Annotated in this window: 15 protein-coding genes; 7 read left to right on the plus strand and 8 right to left on the minus strand. The window is 72.3% G+C overall.

Annotated features, from left to right (window positions below):
• Positions 1 to 4 precede the first annotated feature (4 nt).
• From ACWZEH_RS29755 to ACWZEH_RS29775, 5 genes are all read right to left on the minus strand, one after another.
• A complete protein-coding gene (locus ACWZEH_RS29755; RefSeq protein ID WP_456194150.1) occupies positions 5 to 979 on the minus strand; it encodes an HpcH/HpaI aldolase/citrate lyase family protein in 975 nt (324 codons plus the stop codon).
• Positions 976 to 3027 carry a protein meaA gene (locus tag ACWZEH_RS29760; RefSeq protein WP_456194151.1) on the minus strand — a complete coding sequence of 684 codons (2052 nt, stop codon included), beginning with the start codon at positions 3025 to 3027 and terminating at the stop codon, positions 976 to 978. The genes ACWZEH_RS29755 and ACWZEH_RS29760 overlap by 4 nt, the downstream gene beginning before the upstream one ends.
• Before the next feature lie 8 nt (positions 3028 to 3035).
• On the minus strand, positions 3036 to 4373 hold the full coding sequence (ccrA, locus tag ACWZEH_RS29765) for a crotonyl-CoA carboxylase/reductase (RefSeq protein ID WP_456199910.1): 1338 nt from the start codon (positions 4371 to 4373) through the stop codon (positions 3036 to 3038).
• 417 nt (positions 4374 to 4790) lie between these two features.
• Positions 4791 to 5603, minus strand: coding sequence for a TetR family transcriptional regulator (locus tag ACWZEH_RS29770; protein WP_456194152.1), 813 nt, complete (start codon positions 5601 to 5603; stop codon positions 4791 to 4793).
• A 169-nt stretch (positions 5604 to 5772) separates the two neighbouring features.
• On the minus strand, positions 5773 to 7596 hold the full coding sequence (locus ACWZEH_RS29775) for a 3-hydroxyacyl-CoA dehydrogenase family protein (protein WP_456194153.1): 1824 nt from the start codon (positions 7594 to 7596) through the stop codon (positions 5773 to 5775).
• Between the two features lie 384 nt (positions 7597 to 7980).
• Here ACWZEH_RS29775 and ACWZEH_RS29780 point away from each other — a divergent pair, with 384 nt between their 5' ends.
• Entirely contained in the window at positions 7981 to 8601 is a 621-nt protein-coding gene (locus ACWZEH_RS29780) for an adenylosuccinate lyase (RefSeq protein WP_456194154.1), read from the plus strand.
• 147 nt (positions 8602 to 8748) lie between these two features.
• Here the strand turns inward: ACWZEH_RS29780 and ACWZEH_RS29785 are convergent, their stop codons facing one another.
• The 3 genes from ACWZEH_RS29785 to ACWZEH_RS29795 form a co-directional block, all read right to left on the minus strand.
• A complete protein-coding gene (locus ACWZEH_RS29785) occupies positions 8749 to 9255 on the minus strand; it encodes a GNAT family N-acetyltransferase (RefSeq protein ID WP_456199912.1) in 507 nt (168 codons plus the stop codon).
• Positions 9256 to 9409: 154 nt separating this feature from the next.
• Positions 9410 to 10987, minus strand: coding sequence for an alpha/beta hydrolase (locus ACWZEH_RS29790; RefSeq protein ID WP_456194155.1), 1578 nt, complete (start codon positions 10985 to 10987; stop codon positions 9410 to 9412).
• 86 nt (positions 10988 to 11073) lie between these two features.
• Positions 11074 to 12195: an Rv2578c family radical SAM protein gene (locus tag ACWZEH_RS29795; protein WP_456194156.1), complete on the minus strand. Its 1122-nt coding sequence runs from the start codon at positions 12193 to 12195 to the stop codon at positions 11074 to 11076.
• 173 nt (positions 12196 to 12368) lie between these two features.
• Here ACWZEH_RS29795 and ACWZEH_RS29800 point away from each other — a divergent pair, with 173 nt between their 5' ends.
• The 6 genes from ACWZEH_RS29800 (at position 12369) to ACWZEH_RS29825 (ending at position 20836) form a co-directional block, all read left to right on the plus strand.
• Complete coding sequence (locus ACWZEH_RS29800; RefSeq protein WP_456194157.1) at positions 12369 to 12812, plus strand: SRPBCC family protein; 444 nt, start codon at positions 12369 to 12371, stop codon at positions 12810 to 12812.
• 243 nt (positions 12813 to 13055) lie between these two features.
• Positions 13056 to 15581, plus strand: coding sequence for a SpoIIE family protein phosphatase (locus ACWZEH_RS29805; protein ID WP_456194158.1), 2526 nt, complete (start codon positions 13056 to 13058; stop codon positions 15579 to 15581).
• A 228-nt stretch (positions 15582 to 15809) separates the two neighbouring features.
• Positions 15810 to 16535 (plus strand): class I SAM-dependent methyltransferase, encoded by a 726-nt coding sequence (locus ACWZEH_RS29810; RefSeq protein ID WP_456194159.1) that lies wholly within the window; start codon positions 15810 to 15812, stop codon positions 16533 to 16535.
• A gap of 156 nt (positions 16536 to 16691) precedes the next feature.
• Positions 16692 to 17525, plus strand: coding sequence for a M55 family metallopeptidase (locus ACWZEH_RS29815; protein WP_456194160.1), 834 nt, complete (start codon positions 16692 to 16694; stop codon positions 17523 to 17525).
• Positions 17518 to 18822 (plus strand): M20/M25/M40 family metallo-hydrolase, encoded by a 1305-nt coding sequence (locus ACWZEH_RS29820; protein ID WP_456194161.1) that lies wholly within the window; start codon positions 17518 to 17520, stop codon positions 18820 to 18822. Before ACWZEH_RS29815 ends, ACWZEH_RS29820 begins: the two co-directional genes overlap by 8 nt.
• Positions 18823 to 18826: 4 nt before the next feature.
• Positions 18827 to 20836, plus strand: coding sequence for a dipeptidyl-peptidase 5 (locus ACWZEH_RS29825; protein ID WP_456194162.1), 2010 nt, complete (start codon positions 18827 to 18829; stop codon positions 20834 to 20836).
• The last annotated feature ends 34 nt before the right edge of the window (positions 20837 to 20870 follow it).

The following is a 20870-nucleotide window of genomic DNA, read 5'->3' on the forward strand; positions in this document are numbered from 1 at the left end:
CCGCTCAGGCCTCCGGGATCTCGAACGTGCTGGTGCGCCGCATACCGGCGGCGCGGCCCTTGCCGGAGACGACCAGGGCCATCTTGCGGCTGGCCTCGTCGATCATCTCGTCGCCGAGCATCGCGGAGCCCTTCCTGCCGCCCGCCTCGGACGTGTAGTAGTCGTACGCGTCCAGGATCAGCTCGGCGTGGTCGTAGTCCTCCTGGGAGGGCGAGAAGATCTCGTTGGACGCCTCGACCTGCCCCGGGTGCAGCACCCACTTGCCGTCGAAGCCGAGGGCCGCGGCCCGCTGCGCGACCGCGCGGTAGCCGTCGACGTTGCGGATCTGCAGGTAGGGGCCGTCGATCGCCTGGAGGTTGTTGGCGCGGGCGGCCATCAGGATCTTCATCAGGATGTAGTGGTAGGCGTCCGCCGGGTAGCCGGGCGGCTGCTCGCCCACGACCAGCGACTTCATGTTGATCGACGCCATGAAGTCGGCCGGGCCGAAGATGATCGTCTCGACGCGCGGGGAGGCCTGCGCGATCTCGTTGACGTTGTTCAGGCCCCGGGCGTTCTCGATCTGCGCCTCGATGCCGATGCGGCCGACCTCGAAGCCCATGGTCTTCTCGATCTGGGTCACAAGGAGGTCCAGGGCGACGACCTGCCGGGCGTCCTGGACCTTCGGCAGCATGATGCAGTCGAGGTTCGGACCGGCGCCCTCGACGACGGTCACGACGTCGCGGTACGTCCACTCGGTCGTCCAGTCGTTGACCCGGACCACGCGCGTCTTGCCGGTCCAGTCGCCCTCGTTGAGGAACTTGACGATGGTGTGCCGCGCCTCGGGTTTGGCGAGCGGGGCGCAGGCGTCCTCCAGGTCGAGGAAGACCTGGTCCGCCGGGAGGCCCTGGGCCTTCTCCAGGAAACGCGGGTTCGAGCCCGGCACCGCCAGGCAGGAGCGCCGGGGGCGAAGCCGGTTGACCTGGGGCGGGGGAGTCGTCATGCGGGGACCTCCAGGGGGTCGAGCTTGTTCGCGTTGCGGATCTCGTCGACGATACGGCCGATGATCCCGGTGATGTCGAAGTCCTTCGGGGTGAAGACGGCTGCCACTCCGGCGGCCCTGAGCTGCTCGGCGTCGGCGTTCGGGATGATCCCGCCGGCGATCACCGGGATGTCGGCCGCGCCGGCCTCGCGCAGCCGCTCCAGCACGTCCGGCACCAGCTGGGCGTGGGAACCGGAGAGGACGGACAGGCCCACCGCGTGCACGTCCTCCGCGAGGGCGGCGTCCACGATCTGCTCCGGCGTGAGCCGGATGCCCTGGTAGACCACCTCGAACCCGGCGTCACGGGCCCGCACCGCGATCTGCTCGGCGCCGTTGGAGTGGCCGTCCAGGCCCGGCTTGCCGACCAGGAAGCGCAGTTTGCCGACGCCGAGGTCACGCGCCGTCACCTCCACCCTGCGGCGGACGTCGGCGAGCGCCGAGCCCTCCTCGGCGGGGACGGCGACCGGCGCGGAGGACACCCCGGTCGGGGCGCGGTACTCGCCGAACACCTCGCGCAGGGCGCCGGCCCACTCGCCGGTCGTGGCTCCCGCGCGGGCGCACTCCAGGGTCGCCTCCATCAGGTTGCCGTCGCCCTTCGCGGCCTCCTTCAGCGCCTCCAGCGCCTTGCAGGGACGCGGGTGGTTGAACGGCGGCTGGTAGCGCGTGTCGCGCCAGTTGCGCAGCGCCGCCACGACCCGGGCCTCGACCGCCGGGTCGACCGTGTGGATCGCGGTGTCGAGGTCGGCGGTCAGCGGGTTCGGTTCGGTGCCCTCGAAGGCGTTGACACCGATGATCTTCTCCTCGCCCGACTCGATCCGGGCCCGGCGGGCGGCGTGCGAGGAGACCAGCTGGGACTTCAGATAGCCGGACTCGACGGCGGCCATCGCGCCGCCCATCCCCTCGATCCGCCCCATCTCGGCCAGCGACGCCTCGACCAGCTCGTCCACCTTCGCCTCGACCACCTTGGAGCCCTCGAAGAGGTCCCCGTACTCCAGCAGGTCGCTCTCGTAGGCGAGTACCTGCTGGATGCGCAGCGACCACTGCTGGTCCCAGGGGCGGGGCAGGCCCAGCGCCTCGTTCCAGGCCGGCAGCTGGACGGCACGCGCGCGGGCGTCCTTGGAGAGGGTCACGGCCAGCATCTCCAGCACGATCCGCTGGACGTTGTTCTCCGGCTGCGCCTCGGTCAGGCCGAGGGAGTTGACCTGGACGCCGTAGCGGAAGCGGCGGTGCTTGGGGTTCTCGATGCCGTACCGCTCGCGCGTGACGCGGTCCCAGATCCGGCCGAAGGCGCGCATCTTGCACATCTCCTCGACGAAGCGGACACCCGCGTTCACGAAGAACGAGATACGGCCGACGACGTCGCCCATGCGCTCCGGCGGCACCTGGCCGCCGTCGCGCACGGCGTCGAGCACCGAGACCGCCGTGGACATCGCGTACGCGATCTCCTGGACCGGCGTGGCGCCCGCCTCCTGCAGGTGGTAGCTGCAGATGTTGATCGGGTTCCACTTCGGCATGCGGGACACCGTGTACGCGATCATGTCCGTCGTCAGGCGCAGGCTCGGCCCCGGCGGGAACACGTGCGTGCCGCGCGAGAGGTACTCCTTGACGATGTCGTTCTGGGTCGTCCCCTGGAGCCGGGTGATGTCCGCGCCCTGCTCCTCGGCGACGACCTGGTAGAGCGCCAGCAGCCACATGGCGGTGGCGTTGATCGTCATCGAGGTGTTCATCTGCTCCAGGGGGATGTCCTGGAACAGCCTGCGCATGTCGCCGATGTGCGAGACCGGCACCCCGACCCGGCCGACCTCACCGCGGGCGAGGACGTGGTCGGGGTCGTAACCGGTCTGCGTGGGCAGGTCGAACGCCACCGACAGACCGGTCTGGCCCTTGGCGAGATTGCGCCGGTACAGCTCGTTCGACGCCTCGGCCGTGGAGTGGCCGGCGTAGGTCCGCATGAGCCACGGCCGGTCCCGTTCCCCTCGCGCCCGCGGCGCGCTCTGACGCTCACTCATGTGATCCCTCAGATGTTCCGGAAGCGGTTGATGGCGTCCTCGTGCTTCGCGCGCTTGGCGTGGTCGCGCACGCCCAGGCCCTCCTCGGGGGCCAGGCACAGCACGCCGACCTTGCCCTGGTGGAGGTTGCGGTGCACGTCGTGGGCGGCCTGGCCGGTGTCCTCGAGGGAGTACACCCGCGACAGGGTGGGGTGGATCTTCCCCTTGGCGACGAGGCGGTTGGCCTCCCAGGCCTCGCGGTAGTTGGCGAAGTGGGAGCCGACGATCTTCTTCAGGGACATCCACAGGTACCGGTTGTCGTACTCGTGGTGGTAGCCCGAGGTGGAGGCGCAGGTGACGATGGTGCCGCCCTTGCGGGTGACGTACACCGAGGCGCCGAAGGTCTCGCGGCCGGGGTGCTCGAAGACGATGTCGACGTCCTCGCCGCCGGTGAGTTCGCGGATGCGCTTGCCGAAGCGCTTCCACTCGCGCGGGTCCTGGGTGTGCTCGTCCTTCCAGAACCTGTAGCCCTCGGCGGTGCGGTCGATGATCGCCTCGGCGCCCATCGCCCGGCAGATGTCCGCCTTCTGCTCGCTGGAGACGACGCAGATCGGGTTGGCGCCGCCGGCCAGCGCGAACTGGGTGGCGTAGGAGCCGAGTCCGCCGCTGGCGCCCCAGATGAGCACGTTGTCGCCCTGCTTCATGCCGGCACCGTTGCGGGAGACCAGCTGCCGGTAGGCGGTGGAGTTGACCAGGCCGGGGGCGGCGGCCTCCTCCCAGCTCAGGTGGTCCGGCTTCGGCATCAGCTGGTTGGACTTCACCAGGGCGATCTCCGCCAGGCCGCCGAAGTTGGTCTCGAAGCCCCAGATCCGCTGCTCCGGGTCGAGCATCGTGTCGTTGTGGCCGTCGCTGGACTCCAGCTCGACGGAGAGGCAGTGGGCGACGACCTCGTCGCCGGGGTGCCAGGCGTTGACGCCGGGGCCGGTGCGCAGCACCACGCCCGCGAGGTCCGAGCCGATGATGTGGTACGGCAGGTCGTGGCGCCTGGTCAGCTCGCTGAGCCTGCCGTAGCGCTCCAGGAAGCCGAAGGTCGACAGCGGCTCGAAGATCGACGTCCACACCGAGTTGTAGTTGACCGAGGAGGCCATCACAGCCACCAGGGCCTCACCCGGGCCGAGTTCGGGCACGGGCACGTCGTCGAGGTGGATCGACTTGCGCGGGTCCTTGTCGCGGGTGGCGAGCCCGGAGAACATCTCCGTCTCGTCCTTGTGCACGGTGATCGCACGGTACGACTCGGGCAGCGGCAGGGCGGCGAAGTCCTCCGACGTGGAGTCGGGCGACTGGATCGCGGCCAGGATGTCCTTCATGGTCACGGTGTTGCCTCCGGCGGTGAGCACCCTGAGGGAGGGGCGCTGAGGGTTGCGTCGGTGCTGCTGAGGGTTCGAGGGGATGCCGTCGGTTCGGCGGTGGTGCTTCGGCAGCGCTTGGTGGCGCGGGAGGGTGCCTGTGACGCAGGCGTCCGGGCGGGCAGGCCTTCCGGCTTGCTGGGACAGCCGGCGCACGAAGGGTCGCTGCGCGCCGGCCGCCCGGACTCCTTCAACGTATGGCACGCCGTGACAGCACGCAAGGCACTGGGTGCCATAAATCGATCTCAGATGAAATCTTTACGCAACAAATGAGCGATGATCGATCGAACGGTATCGGCAGAGGGCGCGAAAAGAGGCCCTGACATGGCAGAACGGCCACCCCGTGGGGTGGCCGTCGTCACAGCGGTGAGGGCGTGTTCAGCGTTCCTTCAGGGCCCGCTCGATGGTGCGCATCACCTCGTCCAGCGGGGCGTCGGTGCGGGCGACCGTCACCAGCACCTCGCCCTGGGCGGACGCCGACGCGGCCGGCGGCCTCGGCGGCACCGTGCGGCGGCCCGCCATGATCCCGCTCCCGAAGGTCTTGCGGACGATCGAGAAGGCGTGGTCGAGCTCCGCCTCCACGTCGCCCTGGCCGTCCGCCCTGAGCCAGCGCCGCAGCACGTGGTTGTGCGCGGTGACCACGGCGGACGCGGCGACCTCCGCCAGCAGCGGGTCGTCGCCGGCGTCCTCGTCGTGCGCGTGCTCGTCGAAGTGGCCGAGCAGGTAACGGGTGAAGAGACGCTCGTAGCGGGCCACCGACGCGATCTCCGCCTCGCGCAGGGTGGGCACCTCGCGGGTCAGCCGGTAGCGGGCGACCGAGATCTCCGGCCGGGCCGCGTACATCCGCATGACCTCCTTGATGCCGCGGCACACCGTGTCGAGCGGATGCTCGTGTGCCGGCGCCGCGTTGAGCACCGCCTCGGCGCGCACCAGGGTGTCGTCGTGATCCGGGAAGATCGCCTCTTCCTTGGAGCGGAAGTGCCGGAAGAAGGTGCGCCGGGCGACCCCGGCCGCGGCCGCGATCTCGTCGACGGTGGTGGCCTCGTACCCCTTGGTCGCGAACAGCTCCATCGCGGCGGCCGCCAGTTCCCGGCGCATCTTCAGCCGTTGGGCGGCGGCGCGCGTGCCTGCGGCGCGTTCCGGCGGCTCGGTCGTGGCGGGTGTACGGGAGGACCTGGCGGGCTGGGACATGCCCCGAACGTACTGCATGCGCGCAGCTCGTCGCGCCCGGCCGGGAGCTCCCCCGCCCTCGGGGGGCGGGGGAGCGGTGCGGCCCGCGGGCTGCGGGAACCGGCCGGGTTCCAGCAGCCCGCCCCACTGGCCGTCGCCGCGGTACCGGTCGTCCAGGCGGTGAGGGGGATCAGCGCTTGGCATATTCGCGGAAGCCTCGGCCGGTCTTGCGGCCGAGGCAGCCCGCGGCCACCAGGTGTTCCAGCAGTGGTGCCGGGGCCAGCCCCGGGTCGCGGAACTCGCGGTGCAGCACCTTCTCGATCGCGAGCGAGACGTCCAGCCCGACCACGTCCAGCAGCTCGAACGGGCCCATCGGATAACCGCCGCCCAGCTTCATCGCGGCGTCGATGTCGTCGATGTCGGCGTAGTGCTCCTGCACCATCTTGACCGCGTTGTTGAGGTACGGGAACAGCAGCGCGTTGACGATGAATCCGGCCCGGTCGCCGCAGTCCACGGCGTGCTTGCGGATCGCGTGGCAGACCTCGCGCACCGTCGCGTGGACGTCGTCCCCGGTCAGCACCGTGCGGACCACCTCGACCAGCTTCATGGCCGGCGCGGGGTTGAAGAAGTGCATGCCGATCACGTCCTGCGGACGCGAGGTCGCGCGGGCGCAGGCGATCACGGGCAGCGAGGAGGTGGTGGTGGCGAGCACCGCTCCCGGCTTGCACACCTTGTCCAGCGTCCCGAACAGCTGCCGCTTGACCTCCAGGTCCTCGGCGACCGCCTCGACCGCCAGGTCCACGTCGGCGAAGTCGTCGTAGGAGCCCGTCGGCCGGACCCGCTCCAGAGCCTGGGCGGCGGCCTCGGCGGTCATCCGCCCCTTGTCGACGGAGCGCGTCAGCGACTTTCCGATCCGGGCCTTGGCACCCCGTGCCTTCTCCGCGCTGCGCGCGGCGAGGACCACGTGGTAGCCGGCCTTGGCGAACACCTCGGCGATTCCCGAGGCCATGGTGCCCGAGCCGGCCACGCCCACCGAACGGACCGGCCGGCCCTCGGTGGGCCGGCCGCCCTCCGGCGGGGTCAGCGCGTCCCGCACGACGGCGGCGCTTCCCGGTTCCTCGTACGTGTAGAAGCCGCGCCCCGCCTTGCGCCCCGTCAGACCCGCCTCGCTCAGTTGCCCGAGGATGGGGGCCGGCGCATGCAGCCGGTCGCGGGACTCCGTGTACATGGCCTCCAGGACCGTGCGGGCGGTGTCGACGCCGATCAGGTCGAGCAGCGCCAGCGGGCCCATCGGCAGACCGCAGCCCAGCCGCATCGCGGCGTCGATGTCCTCGCGGGACGCGTAGTTCGACTCGTACATCGCGGCGGCCTGGTTGAGATAGCCGAACAGCAGCCCGTCGGCGACGAATCCGGGCCGGTCGCCGACCGCGACCGGCTCCTTGCCCAGGTCCAGGGCCAGATCGGTGACCGCGGTGACGGCCGCCGGCGAGGTCAGCACCGAGGAGACGACCTCCACCAGCTTCATCGCGGGGGCCGGATTGAAGAAGTGCAGACCCAGCACGCGCTCGGGGCGGGCCGAGTCGGCGGCGAGGCGGGTGACCGACAGGGCGTTGGTACCGGTCGCCAGGATCGTCTCCGGCCGCACCACGGCGTCGAGTTCCCGGAAGACCTGCTGTTTGGCCTCGTACGACTCCGGCACCACCTCGATCACCAGATCGGCGCCGGCCGCCGCCGCGACGTCGGTGGAGGTGGTCACGCGGGCCAGCAGCTCCGTGCGCTGCTCCGCGGTGAGCCGGCCGCGCTCCACGGCGCGGGCCGTCGAGGACTCCAGGGCGGCGACGCACCGTGCGGCCCGGGCCGCACTGATGTCGATGCCGACGACGTCGCGGCCGGCCTTGGCGAGGACCTCGGCGATGCCGGTGCCCATCGTGCCGAGGCCGACCACGGCGACGGTCCGGAGCGGGGACACGGAAGTGCCGGACTGGGGGGACAGGGGGGACAGGGGAGTGGCCATCGAGGGACTCCAGGAATGAGGGTGACGACGGAGAACGCGCCCGGGTGCGCCGAAGGGCGCACCCGGGTGCGTGCGTAAGGAGTGCGGGTGATGCCGGGCTGCGAGCGCACACGCCCGGTGCCGTCACGACGGGCGTGCACACGCCCGGGAACGGCGGTTCCGGCCGGCCCTGTCCCGAGGCCGAGCCGTACTGCGGTACACGAGTACCGAACCGACTGCACTCACCGTGGCTGCGTCACCAAACCACCGTGAGGAGAAACGAACAGCAGGAACGCGAGTGGGTAACTCGCTCGATTGAGCTTAACTCGCCGGTAACGAGCGCGCCAGCCCTCGGTGTTTGTGATGTACGTCCCGAGGCGCGGGTGAGCCGTCTAACCTCGGGACATGGACGAAGAGTTGCGGTCGCTCACGGAACGCTTACGGGGCGAGGCGGCCACAGCGGCCGGATCGGCGGCCCTCGACCGGCTTCTGGTGACCGAGGACCCCGACGCCCTGGCCGCCGTACTCACCGAACCCGGGCAGTCGCTGTGGGCCAGGGAACTGGCCGCCTTCCGTCTCGGGCTGGCGGGGGACCGGCGGGCCTTCGAGCCCCTCGTCCTCCTCCTCAACCACCGGGACCCCCCGCGCTGCGCCGCCGCCGCCCATGCCCTGGCCCGCCTCGGCGACCCGCGCACCGCCCGCGCCGCCGCCGCCCTCGCCACCAACGAACTCCGCGTCGCCTACGCCCTGCACCCCGTACGTCTGCTCGTCGCGCTGCGCGCCCCGGAGGCGGTGCCCGCCCTGATCACCACGCTACGGCGGCGGCTGCGCCCGCGCGACCCGTACCGCGGGGTCGCCCTCGCCTGCGTGGACGGACTGGGCGAACTCGGCGACGCCCGCGCCGCCCCCGTCCTGACCGACGCCCTCGCCCACCCCGCCCTGGCCGAGGCGGCGGTCCACGCCCTGGCTCGGATCCCGGGGCAGCGGCAGGCGCCGGGGCCGCCGCGGATTCCCGGACAGCGTTAGGGGGCTTCTGACGGATCCCGGCGGCGTCGCGAGGCCCGGCACATCGGGAGCACGCACCGAACGCCGCTCCTTCCCCCAGGGAGAACCATCAAAAACCCCTGGCCGCAGGGCCGGTTGAGGGTCCCGGGGGCGGGGGCGACCGCTTGCTCAGCCGTGGAGCAGTTCCTTCGCGTACCGCACCTCCGGCACCACCGCACCGCCCACCTCGAAGGCCTCCTCGGTGCCGTCCGCGGCGAAGCCGGCGCGCTCGTAGAAGCGGCGGGCGCGGGTGTTGCCCTTGAGGACCCACAGGTACATGCGCGCGTGCCCGGCGTCGGCGCAGTGCCGGGTGGCCGCCGCGAGGAGGGCCCCGCCCACGCCCCGGCCGATGTGCTCGGGGCGGAGGTAGAGGGCGTACAACTCGGCGTCCCCGGTGCGTGTGTCACCGTCCCGGTACGGGCCGAAGGCGACCCAGCCGAGAAGCTCCCCCTCGTCCCCGTCGACGACCAGGTTCCGCACACTCCCGTCGCCGTCCAGCAGCCGGGCGCGCTGCCGGTCGGCGTCCGCCGCGACGTCGAGCCCGTCGAGATACGGCTGGGGAACCAGGCCCTCGTAGGCGTACTGCCAGCCGCGTACGCGGATCCCGGCCACGCCGCCGCAGTCGTCCGCCGTCATCGGACGCGGGACGACGCCCGCCGGGAAGACGGGAAGGGCTTCGTCGGGGACGGGGGCCCCGGTGGGCTCACTCATGGGCTCCATGATGGCCCGGGGGCCCGACGACGCGACACGTGCCCCGACCCGGCTCCCCGTCCCCGACGAACGCCCCTGCTCAGTTGCGGAAGCCGAGGAGGCCGTGCAGGGTCGAGCCGCGGGACGTGGTGGACGCCGCCTTCGACGTGTGCGGGGCCGGGTCGGGCAGGGGCTCGCAGACCGCGTCGGCCTCGCCGCGGCCGCGTGGCACGGTGCCGTCGGCCAGGTAGGCCGTCAGGTGCTCGTCCAGGCAGGCGTTGCCGCTCAGCGTGACGCCGTGGTTGCCGCCGCCCTGCTCCACCACCAGGCTGGAGCCGGCCAGCAGATGGTGGACCGTCACGCCGCCCTGGTACGGGGTGGCCGCGTCGTCGGTGGCCTGGAAGAGCAGCGCGGGCGGGAGCTTCGCGTTGACGACGTTCACCGGCCGCTGCGACCCGGTCGGCCAGAACGCGCACGCCGCATTGTACCAGGCGTTGTTCCATGTCATGAACGGCGCCCGCTCGTACACCTCCCAGTTGTCCTTGCGCCACTGCCGCCAGTCCCGCGGCCAGGACGCGTCCCGGCACTCGACCGCCGTGTAGACGCTGTAGCCGTTGTCGCCGGCGGCGTCGACCGCGCCGAAGTTCTCGTACGTCTCGACCAGGGGCCCCGGGTCGCCCTCGTTCACGTATGCCGCGAACGCCTCCGCCAGGTAGGGCCAGTAGCCGTTGTAGTAGCCGCCCGGGAGGAAGGTGTCCTCCAGTTCGGCCGCGCCCACCCTGCCACCGGCCGGCTTCTTCGCCAGGGCCGCGCGCATCGCGTACCACTCGGCCTCGATCTTCCTCGGATCGGTGCCCAGCCGGTACGTGCTGTCGTGCCCGGCGATCCAGGCCATCAGGGCGCGGTGGCGGTCGTTGAAGGCGTGGTCCTGGTTCAGGTTGGCCTCGTACCAGACCTCGGTGGGGTCGACGACCGAGTCGAGGACCAGGCGCCGCACCCGCTCCGGGAACAGCTTGGCGTACACGGCGCCCAGGTACGTGCCGTAGGAGTAGCCGAAGTAATTGATCTTCCCGGCGCCCAGCGCCTGCCGGATCACGTCCATGTCGCGCACCGCGCTGGTCGTGTTCACGTACGGCAGGAGATCCCCGTGCTTCCTGCCGCAGGCGTCCGCGAACGACTTCACGCGCTCGAGGTTGGCCCGCTCCACCGCGGGGGTGCTCGGCACCGGGTCCGGCCGTACCGGCCCGAAGAAGCCCGGCCGGCAGTCCAGGGCCGGCCTGCTCGCGCCCACCCCGCGCGGGTCGAAGCCGATCACGTCGTACTGGGCTGCCACCTCCTTCGGCAGCGAGGCCGCGACGAACCCGGCGAGCGTCAGCCCGCTGCCACCGGGGCCGCCCGGGTTGACCAGCAGGGGTCCCTGGTACTTCTTCGCGGTGTGCGGCACGCGGGACAGCGCGAGGGTGATTTTCCGCCCTCCGGGGCGGGCGTGGTCGAGCGGCACTTCGACGGACGCGCACTGCAGCGTCGGGTGGTTCTCGGTGCCGCAGTCCTGCCACGCGGGCTTCGCCGCGCGAAACGTGTCGGCACCGCTCGGTGCGGCCGCCTCGGCGGGCAGGGCCGTCAGGCTCCCGGCCATGACGGCGGCGGCGCCGCACAGCACTGCTGCGCGTTTCCTCATGGGTCCTCCCAGGACGGAGGTCGGTGAACCGCGGGCTCACGGTCCACGCGGCATCGTCCCGGAATGAGCCGCCGGATGAACGCGTTCTACCGACTCTTGACCCGATCGGGTCGTCGGATGCCCTCGAATGCTCCTGGAGGAGCGAGAGTTGGGTCGGACCGGAGACCGGATGCGCGGCGGCCCCCGGGGGGCCCGGCGGGCGCGGCCGGTCCGACGGGTCCGGCGGGCCTCGGGCGGTGGGGCATCTCCGCGCGGGTGGGACCGATGCCGTACTCGCGGGCCAGGTCGTGCACCTGACGGGTGATCCGGCGCTGGTACCACTTCGGGGCGTAGGCGCCCTGCGCGTACAGCCGCTCGTACCGGCTCACGAGGTACGGATGGTGCTGTCCGAGCCAGGCCGTGAACCACTCGCGGGCCCCCGGCCGCAGGTGCAGCACCAGCGGTGTGACGGAGGTGGCACCCGCCGCGGCGATCGCCCGCACGGTGGCCCGCAGCTGCTCCGGCCGGTCGCCCAGGAACGGGATCACCGGTGCCATCAGCACCCCGCAGCCGATCCCGTTCGCGGCGAGCGTCCGCACCACCTCCAGCCGGCGCTCCGGGGCCGGCGTGCCCGGCTCCACGGTGCGCCACAGCCCGGTGTCGGTGAAACCGACGGAGACCGAGATGCCGACGTCGGCCACCCGGGACGCCTGCCGCAGCAGCTCCAGGTCGCGCAGGATCAGCGTGCCCTTGGTGAGGATCGAGAAGGGGTTCGCGTGGTCGCGCAGCGCGGCGAGGACGCCCGGCATCAGCCGGTAGCGGCCCTCCGCACGCTGGTAGCAGTCGACGTTCGTGCCCATCGCTATGTGCTCGCCCTGCCAGCGCCGGGCGGCGAGCTGACGGCGCAGCACCTCGGGGGCGTTCACCTTGACCACGATCTGGCTGTCGAAGCCGGTGCCCGTGTCGAGGTCCAGATAGCTGTGCGTCTTGCGGGCGAAGCAGTACACGCACGCGTGCGTGCATCCCCGGTAGGGGTTCACGGTCCACTCGAAGGGCATGCGGGAGGCTCCGGGCACCCGGTTGAGGACCGAGCGGGCCCGGATCTCGTGGAAGGTGATTCCGGCGAACTCCGGTGTGTCGAAGGTGCGGGTGGTCACCGCCTCCGCGCCGAACAGCGCGGCGTCGGCCCGGCTGTGTTCGGAGTCCGGGGTGAGGTTCTCCCAGCGCATGACGCCTCCTCGGTAGCACTGGCCCACACAATAGAACAAGTGTTCCCTTGATCGTGCGAACGACGGTTTCGGTCGCACTCCCGATCACTTCCGGACCCCCGATTTGGGGGGCCGGGTGAGGGGGTGGTTGGCTTGCCCCGCCACCCCGAGAACCCATGTCCTGGAGGAAAACGATGGCGCAGGTCGAGGCCACTACGGAGCGGATCGTCGCGGCGGACGCGGAGACGGTGTTCGACGCCCTCGCCGACTACAGCGGCACGCGCGCGAAACTGATGCCCGAGCAGTACAGCGAGTACGAGGTCCGCGAGGGCGGCGACGGTGAGGGCAGCCTCGTCCACTGGAAGCTCCAGGCCACCAGCAAGCGCGTCCGCGACTGCCTCCTGGAGGTCACCGAGCCGAGCGACGGCGAACTGGTCGAGAAGGACCGCAACTCGTCCATGGTCACCACCTGGCGCGTCACCCCGGCCGGGGAGGGGAAGTCCCGGGTCGTCGTGACCACCACCTGGACCGGCGCGGGGGGCATCGGCGGCTTCTTCGAGAGGACCTTCGCCCCCAAGGGGCTCGCCCGCATCCACGACGCGCTGCTGGCCAGGCTCGCCGCCGAGGTCGAGAAGTAGACCGGTGCGGTGACGTGAGGGGGCCGGCGGCGCCGTGAGGCGGCCGGCCCCCTCACGGCGTGGGGCACGTGTGGGGCACGCGAGGGGAAAGGGGATCCGGAACGGACGTCCGTGCGGTGGAGCGCACTCCGGTGCGAACACCGGCGGTCAATTCCCGTATTGCCACCCGTCGCAACAAGCCGTGCCCGTACGGTGGTAGAGCGGTACAGATCTTGGGATCCGCGGGGAGAGAGGGCCTGGGCCATGGACCATGGCGCCAAGCGGGACGCGCCGGCCGGCCGTGGAGCCGAGGACGGCACGGCGACCGGGGGCCTCGGCGCGGGCCGGATCCCGCTGGCCGTCGTCATCGTGGACCGCGACGGGCTGGTCTCGCACTGGAGTACGGGCGCACAGCGCCTGTTCGGGCTGTCCAAGGGCGACGCCCTCGGCCGGCCGGCCACCGATCTGCTGCCGGTCTCCGGCGCCCTCCCCGAGGACGAGGAGGAACGGGGGGCCGGGCGGCACGGCGCGTACACGCCGTACGCGGACTACGACGGTCTCGGCCCCGGTCTCGAATCCTCCCTCGACCGGGGCCTTTCCTATCCGGCCGCGGGCCGTGCCCGCCTCGCCGCCCCTGCCCCCGCGCCCACGCCCGCGCCCGGGTCCGACGCCGGGTCCGACGCCGGGTCCGGGGCCGGCCGCGTCGACGTGCTGTGGTGGGCCTACCCGCTGGTCGGCCCCGGCAGCGAGCGGCTGCTGGTGCTCGCCGCCGACGCGGACGCGCTGCAGGGCGACGGGGCGGAGGCGTTCGAGCGGATCGCCCCCGGATTCGCCCTGCACACCGACTTCCCCGGCTCCGCGGACCTGGCCCGCCGGCTCCCCGAGATCCTGCCCAGCATGAGCGTCGGGGAGAGCGCCCGCATCGTCGCCCAGATCCTCGAACTGGGCTATCCCATCCTGGAGTTCAGCCAGAACGAGCGGGTGCCCGTCACTCCCGACTGGGGCGTCCCCCGCCGCGCCGGGCGCAAGGCGCGCCGGGAACGGGCCGCACGCGCCCGCGCGGCCGGTGAACCCGTGCCCGACGACCTGCGCGACGAGGCCGAGGACCTCGAGTACGCCGCCGTCCGCGAGCACCTCGAGTTCCTCAACGAGGTCAGCTCCCGAATCGGCACCTCCCTGGACCTGTCCCGCACCATCGTCGAGGTCAGCAAGGCCGTCGTGCCCCGCTTCACCGACGTCGCCGGCACCTATCTGCGCGAACAGGCCGTCGCCGGTGAGGACTTCGACGAGGGCGTGCCCGACACCACCACCATGTGGCACCGGGTCGCCCTCGAGCACACCGACGAGCCCGGCCGCTGGGACGACGTCGTGCCCGTCGGCGAGGCCATGCCCTTCCCGGCCCACACCCCGTTCTTCCAGTGCATGACCACCGGCGAGCCCGTGCTCGTGCCGCGCATCAGCGAACAGACGGGGCACGCCATCGCCTCGCAGTTCGAGAAGCGCGACATCCGCCCGCTGATCACCGGTCGTTCGATGCTCGTCGTACCGTTGAAGGCGCGTCAGGTGGTCCTCGGCTTCATGATTCTGCTGCGCCATCCGAAGCGGCAGGCCTTCAACGACATGGACCGCGTCACCGGCGCCGAACTCGCCGCCCGCGCGGGCCTGGTGCTCGACAACGCGCGCATGTACACCTACCAGGAGAACGTCGCCGAGACGCTCCAGGACAGCATGCTTCCGCACATCCCGCCGCGCATGGCGGGGTGCGACATCGCCACCCGCTATCTGCCGGGCACGCTGCTCGGCCGGGTCGGCGGCGACTGGTTCGACTCGGTGAAGCTGCCCGGCGCCCGAACCGCCTTCGTCGTCGGCGATGTCATGGGCCACGGCCTCAACTCCGCCGCCATGATGGGGCAGTTGCGTACCGCAGTGCAGACCATGGCGGGGCTCGACCTGCCGCCCGCGCAGTTGCTGCGCAACCTCGACGACCTCGCCCAGCGGCTCGGCGACACCCACCTGGCGACCTGTCTGTACGCCGTCTACGACCCCATCGCGAGCGAACTCCACCTCGCCAACGCCGGCCACATCCCGCCCGTCCTGGTCCGCGCGGCGGACGGCCGCAGCGAACTGCTCGACCTGCCCACAGGCGCCCCGATCGGCGTCGGTGGCGTGCCGTTCGAGTCCGCGCGCGTGCGGGTGGAGCCGGGCGACCGGCTGGTGATGTGCACCGACGGACTGGTCGAGATGCGCGGTGAGGACATCGGTGTCGGCCTCGCCACCCTGTGCGAGTCGGCGGCCCACCCGGCCGCCTCCATGGACGACGCCTGCGACACCATCATCTGCGCCCTCAACGCAGGCGGCGGCCGCAAGGACGACGTGGCCCTGCTGATGGCACGCCTGAGCGGCATCGAGCAGGGCCACGTCGCCGAGTGGCGGCTCGCCCCCGACCCGTCGGAGGTCCCCCGGGCCCGCGCCGTGGTCCGCGAGCAGCTCCACGAGTGGGGCCTCGCGAAGCAGGCGGACAACGCCGAGCTGATGGTCGGCGAACTCGTCACCAACGCCGTGCGGCACGCCCACGCCCGGCCCGTGGCGCTGCGCCTGGTCCGCGGCGACACCCTGCTGTGCGAGGTCGAGGACGACGACCACGAACTGCCCACCCTCCTCAGCGCCGGGCCGACGGACGAGGCAGGCCGCGGGCTGCGGGTGGTCAGCAGGCTCGCGCGGGAGTGGGGCACCAGCCGGACCGAGTCCGGCAAGAGCGTCTGGTTCGAACTGACGCTGCCGCGCCGCTGATCCGGCACACTCCCCGTCCCACACCTCGGCTCTCCCGTCCCACCCTCATCCGCCGCGAGCGGGTCCACGCGACGCGAACAAGGGCGCACTCGAGGCGGACGGGGGCTCACCCGAAGCGAACGAGGCGTGAAGGAACGCGCCGTGTCCTTGTCGGCGCGCCCCGGCGCGCGATACACCGTACTGGCCCGTCACGCGGGCGGATTCGCTTCACACCCTGAGGAGTCGGGCATGAGCGTGACCAGTCGGTACCGGGAGGCGTGGGAGGGCTTCTGGCGCGAGGCGCCGGACGGGCAGGGGGGAGTGTTCTGGGACGCGGAACCCACCCTGACCGTGGCCCGCCATCTGGCCCTGTTCGAACCGTATCTGTCCGATCCCGGTCTGCCCCTGGTCGACCTGGGCTGCGGCAACGGCACCCAGACCCGCTTCCTCGCGGACCGCTTCCCGCAGGTCGTCGGCGCCGACCTGTCCGCCGCCGCCCTGGACCACGCCCGGCGTGCCGACGCGGCCGGCCGGGCCGCCTACCGGCAACTGGACGCCGCGGGCGAGGGCGAGGCGCAGGACCTGCACGCGGAGCTCGGCGACGTCAACGTCTATGTGCGGGGCGTGCTGCACCAGTGCGAGGCCGACGACCGGCAGCCCCTGGCGGACGGCGTCGCCACCCTGGTCGGCGACCGCGGCCGTGCTTTCCTCGTCGAGCCCTCCGAGGCAGCCGGGCCGTTGCTGCAGAGCCTCACGGCCTCGCCCGCCGGGCCGCCGCCCAAGGTGGCGGCGATCTTCCGGCACGGCATAGCCCCCGTCAAGGTTGCCGACGACGCGGTGCCGGAGTTCCTGGCCGCGGCCGGGCTGACCCTGCTGGCGAGCGGCACCGTGCCCCTCACCACGACGGAGTACGCGCCCGACGGCTCCCGCATCGAACTGCCGTCCGCCTGGTATGTGACCGGGCGCGCCGGATGACCCGGGACGCGGCACAGGGCGCGCGGGTAGGGGCGCTGGAGACGTAGGGGCTGGTGGGAGGCGGTTTTGTGGGCCCTGTACCGTCATTGGTCCGGGCCGGCGGGAGTTTTCCACAGGCCTGGCAGAGCTCTGGCGGTACGACGTAGCGTGAGGCGCATGAAGATCCTCATCAGCGCCGACATGGAGGGCGCCACAGGTGTCACCTGGCCGGCCGACGTGCTGCCGGGCACCCCGCAGTGGGAGCGCTGCCGGTCCATGTTCACCTCCGACGTCGACGCAGCCGTGCGCGGTTTCTTCGACGGCGGCGCCGACGAGGTGCTGATCAACGAGGCGCACTGGAGCATGCGCAATCTCCTGCTGGAGCGGCTCGACGAGCGGGCCGAGATGCTCACCGGGCGGCACAAGTCCCTGTCCATGGTCGAAGGTGTGCAGCACGGCGACGTGGACGGCATCGCGTTCGTCGGCTACCACGCGGGCGCAGGCATGGAGGGCGTCCTCGCCCACACCTTCCTCGCCAACTCCGTCACCGGCGTGTGGCTGAACGGCGAACGGGCGAGCGAGGGCCTGCTCAACGCGGCCGTCGTCGCCGAGTACGGAGTGCCGGTCGTCCTGGTCACCGGCGACGACGTGGCCTGCGAGGACGCGCTCGGCTACGCTCCAGGGGCGCTGAAGGTCGCGGTCAAGGACCACGTGTCGCGGTACGCGGCCGTGTGCCGGACCCCCGCCCGGACGGCCCTCGACATCCGCGCGGCGGCCAAGGACGCCGCCGCGCTCGCGGTACGCCACGAGCCGGTGGCCGAGGGACCCTTCACCGTCTCGGTGGAGTTCGACGCGGAGCATCTGGCCATGGCCGCCACCGTCGTGCCGGGCGTGGCCCGGACCGGCGAGCGAAAAGTGGCGTACACCAGCGGAACCATGTACGACGGGATCCGCACCTTCAAGGCGGTCACCACGATCGCCTCGGCCGCGGTGGAGGAGCAGTATGGCTGACGAACGCGCCCTGGACGAGGTCGTGACCTTCACGTCCGACCTCATCAGGATCGACACCACGAACCGGGGCGGCGGTGACTGCCGGGAGCGGCCCGCCGCCGAGTACGCGGCGGAGCGGCTGGCCGGAGCGGGCCTGGAGCCGGTGCTGCTCGAGCGCACCCCCGGCCGGACCAACGTCGTCGCGCGCCTCGCGGGCACCGACCCGACGGCCGACGCGCTCCTCGTCCACGGCCACCTCGACGTCGTACCGGCCGAGGCCGCCGACTGGAGCGTGCACCCGTTCTCCGGCGAGGTGCGCGACGGGGTGGTCTGGGGGCGCGGCGCCGTCGACATGAAGAACATGGACGCGATGATCCTCGCCGTGGTGCGGGCCTGGGCCCGCCAGGGCGTGCGGCCCCGGCGCGACATCGTGATCGCCTTCACCGCCGACGAGGAGGCCAGCGCCGAGGACGGCTCCGGCTTCCTCGCCGACCGGCACCCCGGACTCTTCGAGGGCTGCACCGAGGGCATCAGCGAGTCGGGCGCCTACACCGTCCACGACGGCGCCGGCCGGCAGCTCTACCCGATCGCCGCCGGGGAGCGCGGCACGGCCTGGCTCAAGCTCACCGCGCGCGGGCGGGCCGGCCACGGCTCCAAGGTCAACCGGGACAACGCGGTGACCCGCCTCGCCGCCGCCGTCACCCGCATCGGCGAGCACGAGTGGCCGCTGCGCCTCACCCCGACCGTCCGCGCGGCACTCACCGAACTCGCCGCTCTCTACGGCGTCGACCCCGACCTGTCCGACGTGGACACGCTGCTCACCAAGCTGGGACCGGCCGCGAAACTCGTCGAGCACACGGTCCGCAACAGCAGCAACCCGACGATGCTGGACGCGGGCTACAAGGTCAACGTGATCCCCGGCCAGGCCGAGGCGTACATCGACGGACGGATCCTGCCCGGTGGCGAGGACGACTTCCACGCCACCCTGGACCGGCTCACCGGGCCCGACGTGGACTGGGAGTTCCATCACCGCGAGCCGGCCCTCCAGTCGCCGGTGGAATCGACGACGTTCGCCCGGATGCGGGCCGCCGTGCGGGAGTTCGCACCCGAGGGGCACCCCGTGCCGTACTGCATGTCCGGCGGCACGGACGCCAAGCAGTTCTCCCGCCTCGGCATCACCGGCTACGGCTTCGCCCCGCTGAAACTGCCGGAGGGCTTCGACTACCAGGCCCTCTTCCACGGAGTCGACGAGCGCGTCCCCGTCGAGGCGCTCCACTTCGGCGTCCGTGTCCTCGACCGGTTCCTGCGGACGGCCTGAGCGGATGGGGGAGAGCGTGGAGGAGACGGTGCGGACCCTGTCGTACGGCGAGTGGCCCTCGCCCGTCGACGCGGCCACGGCCGCGGCACACGACGGAAGCCCCGAGTACGTGGGGTTCGTGGGGGACGAGGTGTGGTGGACCGAGCCCCGGCCCGCCGAGGGCGGCCGCCGCACCCTGGTGCGCCGGCACTCCGACGGCGTCGAGGAGTCCGTCCTGCCCGCCCCGTGGAACGTGCGCAGCCGGGTCGTCGAGTACGGCGGACGGCCCTGGGCCGGGTTCGTGCGGGACGACGGCCCGTTCGTGGTGTTCGTCGACTTCGCCGACCAGCGCCTCTACCGGTACGAGCCGGGCGGCGAGCCGCGTCCGCTGACTCCCGTCTCCCCGGTGGGGCAGGGGCTGCGCTGGGCCGAGCCGACCCTGCTGCCGGACCGCGGCGAGGTGTGGTGCGTCCTGGAGGAGTTCACCGGCGACGGACCCGGTGACGTGCGCCGCGTTCTGGCCGCCGTACCCCTGGACGGCTCGGCCGCCGACGACCGCGGGGCCGTGCGTGAACTCACCGACGACCGCCACCGGTTCGTCACCGGGCCGCGCCTTGCGCCCGACGGGCGGCTTGTCGCCTGGCTGGCCTGGGACCATCCCCGCATGCCCTGGGACGGCACCGAACTCCGACTCGCCGACGTCGCCCCCGACGGCACCCTGCACGACGCCCGCACCGTGGCCGGCGGCCCCGGCGAGTCGGTCGCCCAGGCCGACTGGACGCGCGACGGCCGGCTGCTCCACTCGAGCGACCGCACCGGCTGGTGGAACCTCTACCTCGACGGCGAACCCGTCTGCCCGCGCGAGGAGGAGTTCGGCGGGCCGCTGTGGAAGCCGGGCTCGCGCTGGTTCACCCCGCTGGACAGCGGCCTGATCGCCGTCGTGCACGGCCGGGGCGCCGCCACGCTCGGCATACTCGACCCGCGGACGGGCGACGTCGTCGACGCGGCGGGACCCTGGACCGAGTTCTCGCCCACGCTCGCGGCCCACGGTGAGCGCGTCGTCGCGGTCGGAGCGAGCCCGCGCAGCGCCCACGAGGTCGTCGAGCTGGACACCCGCACCGGCAGGACCCGGGTGATCGGCGCCGCGCACGAGGACGCCGTGGACCCCGCCCACTACCCCGAACCCCAAGTCCGCACCTTCACCGGACCGGACGGCCGCGAGATCCACGCCCAGGTGTACCCGCCGCGCAACCCCGGCTGCGCCGGGCCCGACGGCGAGCTGCCGCCGTACGTGATCCGGGCGCACGGCGGGCCCACCGGCCGGGCACCGCTCGTCCTCGACCTCGAGATCGCCTACTTCACCTCGCGCGGCATCGGCGTCGCCGAGGTCGACTACGGCGGCTCCACCGGCTACGGGCGCGCCTACCGCGACCGGCTGCGCGAGCAGTGGGGCGTCGTCGACGTCGAGGACTGCGCCGCCGTCGCGCGCGCCCTCGCCGACGAGGGAACCGCCGACCGCGACCGGCTCGCCGTCCGCGGCGGCAGCGCCGGCGGCTGGACCACGGCCGTCTCCCTCACCACGACCGACCTCTACGCCTGCGGCACCATCCTCTACCCGGTGCTCGATCTGACCGGCTGGGGCCCGGAGGAGACCCACGACTTCGAGTCCCACTATCTCGAGAGCCTCATCGGCCCGCGCGCCGAGGTCCCCGGGCGGTACGCCGAACGCTCGCCCGCCGCGCACGCCGACCGGCTCACCGCGCCGTTCCTGCTCCTCCAGGGCCTGGACGACCGCATCTGCCCTCCCGCGCAGTGCGAGCGGTTCCTGGCCCGGCTGGAGGGCACCCGGCTGGAGGGCAGGGGAGTGCCGTACGCGTACCTCACCTTCGAGGGAGAGGGACACGGCTTCCGGCGCGCGGAGACCATGGTGCGCGCACTGGAGGCCGAACTGTCCCTGTACGCAAAGGTGTTCGGGCTCGAGGTGCCGGGCCTGCCGGTTCTGGAGCTGACCGGAGCAGCCGGGGCGAACCGGTGAACCGGGCCGGGCGGCCGAGCCGCGCCGGGCGGCC

This window comes from Streptomyces yamdrokensis (assembly GCF_053890455.1).